Here is a 7,481-nt window from a genome sequence, read left to right on the forward strand (position 1 = left end):
ATTAGCAGAATAATTATTGAAACAGAATGTGATGTAATGCATTGATACTCAAGAAGAGTTATAAGCAGCGGCGAGCCAATGCCCGCCGCTGTTGTGAGGGGTTACCTAGGGGTTAAGCGAGAAACTCAACCTTGCCGCCGTCCAGATGGTACATGCTGCCCACAATCTTGATTTTTCCTTCCTCTTCCAGCTTTTTCAGCACCGGGCTGTTTTTGCGGATATCGGCGATGGTCAGCTCGACGTTGGTTTTGGCGACGGCATCAACAAAATCATAGTTGCTACCGCTGCGGTCGCCTTTGAATTCGGTTTTGTCGATGGCCGGTTTGATCTTGTTGAGTAATCCGGTCAGGTTACCCAGCTCGACATTCTCGATAGCGCCTCTTATCGCACCACAGGCGGTGTGCCCCATCACCAGGACCACTTTTGCTCCGGCAGCAGCACAGGCAAACTCCATGCTGCCCAGAATGTCGTCATTCTGAATGTTACCAGCAACGCGCGCGTTAAAGGTTTCACCAATGCCGACGTCAAACAGAATTTCTGCCGGGGCGCGTGAGTCAATGCAGCTTAAAATGACCGCTGCTGGGAACTGCCCCTGAGCGCTGGCCTGCTTCTGGGCGACATAGTCATGCTGCTGCATTTTGCCTTCCCGAAAGCGCATATTGCCTTGTTTAAAGCTGGCGATGATGTCGTCCGGCGTCATTTTATCGCGCTGTTCTTTGGTCATCGCGGCGGCAAAGGCCACTGAAGGTGCGGTGAAACCGGCAATGCCGGTCATAGCTAATACTGAAAGGGCTGCGGTACGTTTTAGCAGGGCACGGCGTGGCGGTTCTTGATCGGGGAGCTTACTCATATACGTTATTCCTCGTGTGCTGTTTTGGAGAGAAAACACGTTGATTGCGCCAGTTCCCAGAGGTAATGAAACAACCGGGCGTAGTGGCGTTGAACGGGTATCGCCTTGATAAAGGTAAGCACTAGTAAGTGTATATGTGCCCTTGCTTTTCAGCTGGATATTTTGTGAACAAAATGAGGCCGCCGGGAACCAGATTCCTGTTTGTTCGCGCCAGACAATGGCTTAACATAGCGACAACTATTTTTGCCTGGCCTATATGGATATCCGATGCGTCATCTGGTTACGCTTTTACCCCTGATCCCTTTGCTGGCTGCCTGTAGCAGCGAGCCTAAACCTACCGAGCAACTGGCCCCCCCAGATAGCCTGGTGCAGAGTGGTTTTGTGCTTGAACCGGAGCATGCCATTCATCCGTTGGGCGGCGACTTTGCCAATAATCCGGCGACGGCGCGCTTTATCGACAAGATGGTGCAGGAGCACGGCTTTGAGCGCCAGCAGTTGCATGACGTACTGGCCCAGGCCAAACAGCTGGACTGGGTGGTGGCTCTGATGGATAAGCAGGCACCCGCTGGCAAGCCAGCGACGTCGCCAAACGGCGCCTGGATCCGCTATCGCAACAAGTTCCTGACGCCGGATAACGTGCAGAACGGGGTGGTGTTCTGGAATAAATATGAGGCGGATCTCCAGCGCGCCTATCAGGTTTACGGTGTACCGCCAGAAATTATCGTGGGCATTATTGGGGTGGAAACCCGTTGGGGCCGGGTGATGGGCAAAACGCGCATTATCGATGCGTTGGCGACGCTGTCGTTTAACTACCCACGCCGTGCCGAGTACTTTAGCGGTGAGTTGGCTACCTTCTTGCTGATGGCGCGTGCCGAAGGTGACGATCCGCTTTCCCTGCGCGGCTCCTACGCCGGTGCGATGGGCTATGGCCAGTTTATGCCTTCGTCGTTCAAGAGCTATGCGGTTGACTTCAACGGCGACGGCCATATCAACCTGTGGGATCCGGTGGATGCCATCGGCAGCGTAGCCAACTACTTCAAAGCTCATGGCTGGACGCGTGGGGCAACGGTGGCGGTGCCAGCTAATGGCCAGGCTCCTGGTTTAGAGACCGGTTTTAAAACCAATTATTCGGTTGCTACGCTGGCTGCGGCTGGGTTGACGCCGCAAGGCTCGTTGGAAGGTAATCAGCAGGTCAGCCTGCTGCGCCTGGATATGGGCAACCGTTATCAATACTGGTACGGCCTGCCGAACTTCTACGCCATCACCCGCTATAACCACAGCGTGCATTATTCGATGGCGGTGTGGCAGTTGGGTGAAGCGGTGGGCAGGGCTCGGCGCGGGCAGTGAGTTTTTCTGATTTTTGAGCGAGTTTCAGGCGTAAAAAAACCCGATGGTGAATCGGGTTTTTTTACTTTCCGGCCTGAGTTGGTGGCTCTAACCAGAGTGAAACAGCCAATATCTAACTCGATCAGTATACGCAGGATTTGATTGATTTTCAAACTACCGCGTAGCGGATATAATCAGAGGGTTAGCTCTGTTTGCTGTTGAACTCTGGTATGCGAGGGAACGTATTCAAGTCCTGGCTAGAGTTACGGGTGGTGCCGGTTCTGGTGCTCTAGCCGGAGTGAAGCAGCCAATATCTAACAATGAAGGGCAACTCCTATAACAGGCAATGTAAGGGCAAGTAGGGGGCTCTCACTCCTTTTTAAGGAGTAACGGATGAAAACTTTCATTGATAAAGTTCTCATCGTTCTGAAAGCGCTGGTTGCGCTGTTGGAACTGATCCGCAGATTCATCGACTGATGAAGGTGGAAACGTAAATAAGGCCAGGGAGGCTAACCACTCTCTGGCCTTTAATAATTACCGTTCCCGCAACGACTCTTTCACCTTGTTCAGCGGCTTGATCAGGTAATCCAGCACGCTTTTCTGCCCGGTTTTGATCTCCACGCTGGCCACCATTCCCGGCACGATCGGGAACTTCTTACCCGCCTTATTCATCAGCTCCGCCTGCTTGGTGCGCACGTAAACCCGGTAGTAATACTGGTCACGTTTGACCTCGTCCTGAAGGGTATCCGGGGAAACGTTCTCCACCTCGCCATTCAGGTTGCCGTAGATCGACGAATCATAGGCGGTTACCTTGACGGTGGCGGGCAGGCCAGGGCGGATATAGGCGATATCCCGTGGGTTGATGCGGGTTTCGATCAGCAACTGATCTTCCAACGGCACGATCTCCATCAGCTTGCCGCCTGGCTGCAACACGCCGCCCACGGTGGTCACCTGAATATCCTTCACGATCCCACGCACTGGCGAGACCATGGTGGCGCGATCCAACTGATCTTCCTTACCGTTCACCAGCTCTAACTGGGCGTCGAGATCGGCGTTGTTTTTTACCTGCTCCTCACGCGCCCGCACGGCATACTGGTTAATTGCTTCGTCAATCTTGCCGCGCAGTTCGCTGACCTGCCGCCGCAGACGGATGACTTCAACCTGGCCGGCAGCCCCTTTGGCAACTAGCGGTTCGGTCATGCGTAACTCCTGCTGGACCAACTGCATCGACTGTTGCAGGTTGCTGACGGTCTCATCGCGGTTGCGCTTGCGGGATTCATACAGCTGGCGTTCACGGGCCACCAGACTTGGCTCCTTCAAGGTATCGGCGCTGAACTGAAGTGGCTCGCCGGTCAGCTCGGAACGCAGGCGTTCGGCGGAGGCGCGCAGGGTGCGTACGCGGGAAAAGGCCTCGCCATAGTTGGACTGGAAGCGTTTCACATCCAACTGCGCCAGTTTCTGGCCCTTGTTGACGATGTCCCCTTCGTGCACATACAGGTGGTCGATAATCCCACCGTCCAGGCTCTCAATCAGCTGCGCCCGGCTTAAGGGCGTGACCTTGCCGGTGCCGACGGTGACCTCATCGAGCAGGGCAAAATAGGCCCAGACCACAAACAGGATCATCCCCAACAGCGTCAACCAAAGTACCGAGGAATGCCGCCGCCCCTGGCGTGCCAGATCGTCTTGCATGGTGATATTGCTCATTGCCTGCTCCTCATGCTACGCCCTGTTCTTTATTGATCGGCTTATTGGCTGCCTGCAGGATCTGATCCTTTGGCCCATCGGCCACCACGCGGCCGTTATCCAGCACTACAATGCGATCTACCAGCTTCAACAGCGCTGGCCGATGGGTGACCAGCACCAGCGTGCGGCCGCTGAGCCAGCCGTGCATCTGGCGGATCACGTACTCTTCCAACTGTTCATCCATGGAGGCGGTGGGTTCATCCAGCAGCACGATTTGCGGGTTACGCAGGATCATACGGCTCAACAACACCATCTGGCGCTGGCCGCCGGACAGGCCGCGGCCTCCTTCATGAATAATGCGATCCAGGCTGGCGGCATCTTGTTGCACCAGGCTCAGTGCCCCCGAGATCCGCAGCGCCTGAAGCATTTCCGATTCGGTAGCATGAGGGTGGCCGAGCATCAGGTTCTGGCGCAGGCTGCCGAAAAACAGCCGCGACTCCTGCGAGAGAAAGCCCAGTTGGCGGCGTAAATCGCTGGGATCGATATGGCTGATGTCGACCCCGTCGATGATCACCTTGCCCCGGGTGGCGCTGGCTTGACCGGAGAGCAGCTTCAGCAGCGTCGATTTCCCCGCGCCGACCTTGCCGAGGATCGCTACCCGTTCGCCGGGTTTGATCTCCAGATTATTGACGGTGATCGAGTTTTCCCCTTTCTCCACGTCGTAGCTGTATTGCAGATTGCGCAGTTGGAAATGGCCGCTGAGCACCGGGCAATGAGCCATCTTGCCCTCTTCCGGTTTATCGAGCGGCTTCTTCAACAGATCGTCAAGGCCGGTCATGGCGGTTTTGGCGTGCTGCCAGCGTGAGAACACCATGGTCAACTGCATCAGGGGGGCGATGGTGCGTGAGGAAAGCAGGCTACAGGCCACCATGGTACCGGTCGTGATATCGCCCGCGAGCACCAGATAGCTGCCAAACACCAGCATCCCGGCATAGGTCAACTGCTGCACCGTTGAGGCCCAACCGCTGAGCCGCGCGCCCCACAGCCGCTGCTGCATACCGATGTTGGCACTGACCGCGTGGGTCTGCTCCCATTGGCGCTGGAAGTAGGGCTCGGCTTGTAGTGCCTTGATATCCTCAACCCCTTCGATCGACTCAACCAGCACCGCGTTGCGCAGAGCGCTTTCCCGCATGCCTTCCTTCGCCAGCTTGGCCATCGGCCATTGCAGCAAGATGCCAGGAATGACGATCAGCGGGATCGCCAGCATCGGGATAAACACCAGCGGGCCACCAACCAGCGCCATAATGGCGAGGAACAGCAGCACGAAGGGCATATCCGCCGCCGCGCCCACGGTGGTGGAAGTCAGCAATTCCCGTACCTGATCGATCTCCCTCAACTGCGAGATAAACGAGCCTGTCGATTTTGGCCGCGCTTCGTTTTTGATCGCCAAGGCGCGGGCAAACAGCATGCCTGAGATCTTCAGGTCGATTTTCTTGCCCATCAGATCGGAGATCACGGTGCGCGACAGGCGGATGGCATACTCCAGCGCCGCCGCGATCAGCACCCCAAAGAACAGTACCCATAAGGTGGAGTAAGACTGGGCCGGAATAACCCGGTCATAGACCTGCATCGAAAACAGAATACCGGCCAGTGCCAGCACGTTGCTGATGATCGATGCCAGCGAGATCTCGCCGATTTGCCGTTTGGCCCCGCGAAAATGTTGCCAGAACCAGTGTTTGCGATAGGGCTGTACGAAGTCGTCGATGCGCGCATCCTGCCCGCGCTTCGCCGCCCCCAGCAGCACAATGGTGCCTTGCCCTTTCAGCAGCAGCTCTACCAGCTCGGCCTCTCGTTGCACGTCGCCGCTGTCGTTGAGCCAATACAGCGCCTTACCCTCGCTATCGAGGGATTCGATCACCATCAGGCCGCCGTCGTCGATCTCGATCAGCGCGGGCAGGATCTCATTGCGCCAGCGGACTTTCTCCCGTGGCTGCAAGCTGACGCTAAGCCCCATCAGGTGGCCCAGACGTTCCAGGCGGCGCGGGGCTGGCAGTTGTTCATACCAGCGCATTTGCTGGCGGACGGATTTGATATCGACAGCCAGACCGTAGCCGTTGGCCGCTCGGGCCATGGCTGCGATCCAGGCTTCGAGTGAAGCAGGTTGTGACATAAGCGCTCCTGGCAAAATCATTCAGACTACAGCGACGGTAAGCTGTCGCCACTGGCTCGTTGGCGCTCGATACCCAACATATCCAATAAGTTGTCGACCGCGGAGGCGTAGCGCACCGCCGCGTCCCAGCCGTCGTACAGGGCGATAACGCGTGAGCTTTCTGCCTGTAGCACGTCTTGTTCCACGCTGAGCAGGTCGTTCAGGCTGCGCTTGCTGAGCTTGTACTCGTCCTGGTAGACGCTTCGGGTGTAATCCGCGCTGCTCAACTGCTGTGCACCGGCAAGCTCTCGCTGCTGGGCACCGATCAGGTCCGCATAGGCGGTGGAGGCTTTCTGGTTCATATCCAGCTTGGCGGCCTCGACCTGAGCCTGTGCCGCCTGGCGATCGCCCTCGGCGGCATCGACCTTGGCATTGACCGCGCCGCCCTGATAGATCGGTGCCTGCACTACGAGCTGCAGCTGATCGTTCCAATAGGATTGGGCATCGTTGCCATCGCTCTCATAGCGGGTGCGGCCTGCCTGAACCGAGATGGTAGGCCAGTGCTGGGCTTCGGCCTGGCGGATGCGCTGGGTCGCGGCTTCCTGCTTGGCCTGGGCGCTGAGCACCGCATTGCTTTTTTGATAGGGCAGCGACTTGAGGGTGATTTTCTGTTGCAACAGTTGCTGCGGCAGGTCGGGCAATTTATCCGGCACGACGCCGGTCAGTACGGAAAGCTGCGCCAGGGCCGAACGGTGTTGGGCGCGATACTGTTCCAGCGTGGCGTTCATCCCGGCGATGCGGGTTTGCGCCTGTAACACGTCGGATTGTGAACTGAGGCCAGCATTGGCCCGCAGCTCGGCAATTTCCTTGACCCGGTTCAGTGACACCAGGTTGCGCTCCGCCGCTGTACCCAAGTCCTGATAGCGCTTGACCTGTAGGTAAGCCTGCAGCGTTTGTTGGCCCACCTCGGTCATGGTTTGGTACAGCGTGTAGCGATAGGCGTCGGAGAGGTTATTTTGTTCCTCAATGCTGCCGCTGGTTTTGCCGAAGTCATACAGCAACTGATTCAGGGTTACGCCTGCCGAGGCGTTGTTGTTCAAGGTGCCAGAGGAGTCGGTCTGGCTGGATTTGCCAAAATTGCTGTTGAGGGCAATTTGCGGGAACCAGGCGCTTTGTGCCAGCGCCAGATCGGCCTTACCCACGTTAATCTGCGCCGAAGCCTGGGCGATCTGCGGGTTACGAGCAAAGGCTCGCAGGATCGCATCCTGTAACGTCAGCGTCATTACCGAACGTTCTGTTGGTGCGGCTTGCCAGTTAAATTCGACCTGCGGTGCGGCGAGAGACTGACCAGTCAGCCCGCCTAATCCGCCCAAAAACAGTCCGATTGTGGCCGCACGCCGTAGCGTGAGCCGAGTTCCATCCATGCCATAAAGGTGTCTTTTCATTATCGCTACCACATCTATGCCGATAACT

Annotated in this window: 6 protein-coding genes; 2 read left to right on the forward strand and 4 right to left on the reverse strand. The window is 57.0% G+C overall.

All coding sequences use genetic code 11. The features are described from left to right. Positions 1-112: 112 nt before the first annotated feature. The gene (locus KGP21_RS05985; RefSeq protein WP_059199878.1) at positions 113-850 is read right to left on the reverse strand and encodes a carbonic anhydrase; all 738 of its coding nucleotides are present in this window, start codon (positions 848-850) and stop codon (positions 113-115) included. A 267-nt stretch (positions 851-1,117) separates the two neighbouring features. On the opposite strand from KGP21_RS05985, the gene mltB reads away from it, so the two are divergent. Continuing rightward, entirely contained in the window at positions 1,118-2,197 is a 1,080-nt protein-coding gene (gene mltB, locus KGP21_RS05990; protein WP_071682374.1) for a lytic murein transglycosylase B, read from the forward strand. A gap of 372 nt (positions 2,198-2,569) precedes the next feature. Beyond that, the gene (gene dinQ / locus KGP21_RS29715) at positions 2,570-2,653 is read left to right on the forward strand and encodes a damage-inducible type I toxin DinQ (RefSeq protein WP_363135933.1); all 84 of its coding nucleotides are present in this window, start codon (positions 2,570-2,572) and stop codon (positions 2,651-2,653) included. A 57-nt stretch (positions 2,654-2,710) separates the two neighbouring features. Here dinQ and KGP21_RS05995 read toward each other — a convergent pair whose 3' ends face one another. Genes KGP21_RS05995 through KGP21_RS06005 form a run of 3 tightly spaced genes read right to left on the reverse strand, consistent with a single transcriptional unit; the run spans position 2,711 to position 7,453 of the window. Further along, positions 2,711-3,880 carry an HlyD family type I secretion periplasmic adaptor subunit gene (locus tag KGP21_RS05995; RefSeq protein ID WP_059199880.1) on the reverse strand — a complete coding sequence of 390 codons (1,170 nt, stop codon included), beginning with the start codon at positions 3,878-3,880 and terminating at the stop codon, positions 2,711-2,713. Positions 3,881-3,890: 10 nt separating this feature from the next. Next, a complete protein-coding gene (locus KGP21_RS06000; RefSeq protein ID WP_223537504.1) occupies positions 3,891-6,029 on the reverse strand; it encodes a type I secretion system permease/ATPase in 2,139 nt (712 codons plus the stop codon). 26 nt (positions 6,030-6,055) lie between these two features. Beyond that, entirely contained in the window at positions 6,056-7,453 is a 1,398-nt protein-coding gene (locus KGP21_RS06005; RefSeq protein WP_223498941.1) for a TolC family outer membrane protein, read from the reverse strand. Positions 7,454-7,481: the final 28 nt, after the last annotated feature.

Source organism: Serratia sp. JSRIV004, assembly GCF_019968705.1.
In the GTDB taxonomy this organism is placed as follows: domain Bacteria; phylum Pseudomonadota; class Gammaproteobacteria; order Enterobacterales; family Enterobacteriaceae; genus Chania; species Chania fonticola_B.

What these genes read in the sequence shown, in the direction of transcription:
- KGP21_RS05985 (WP_059199878.1), bottom strand. Translation starts at nt 850, where the DNA reads ATGAGTAAGCTCCCCGATCAAGAACCGCCACGCCGTGCCCTGCTAAAA.
- mltB (WP_071682374.1), top strand. Translation starts at nt 1,118, where the DNA reads ATGCGTCATCTGGTTACGCTTTTACCCCTGATCCCTTTGCTGGCTGCC.
- dinQ (WP_363135933.1), top strand. Translation starts at nt 2,570, where the DNA reads ATGAAAACTTTCATTGATAAAGTTCTCATCGTTCTGAAAGCGCTGGTT.
- KGP21_RS05995 (WP_059199880.1), bottom strand. Translation starts at nt 3,880, where the DNA reads ATGAGCAATATCACCATGCAAGACGATCTGGCACGCCAGGGGCGGCGG.
- KGP21_RS06000 (WP_223537504.1), bottom strand. Translation starts at nt 6,029, where the DNA reads ATGTCACAACCTGCTTCACTCGAAGCCTGGATCGCAGCCATGGCCCGA.
- KGP21_RS06005 (WP_223498941.1), bottom strand. Translation starts at nt 7,453, where the DNA reads ATGAAAAGACACCTTTATGGCATGGATGGAACTCGGCTCACGCTACGG.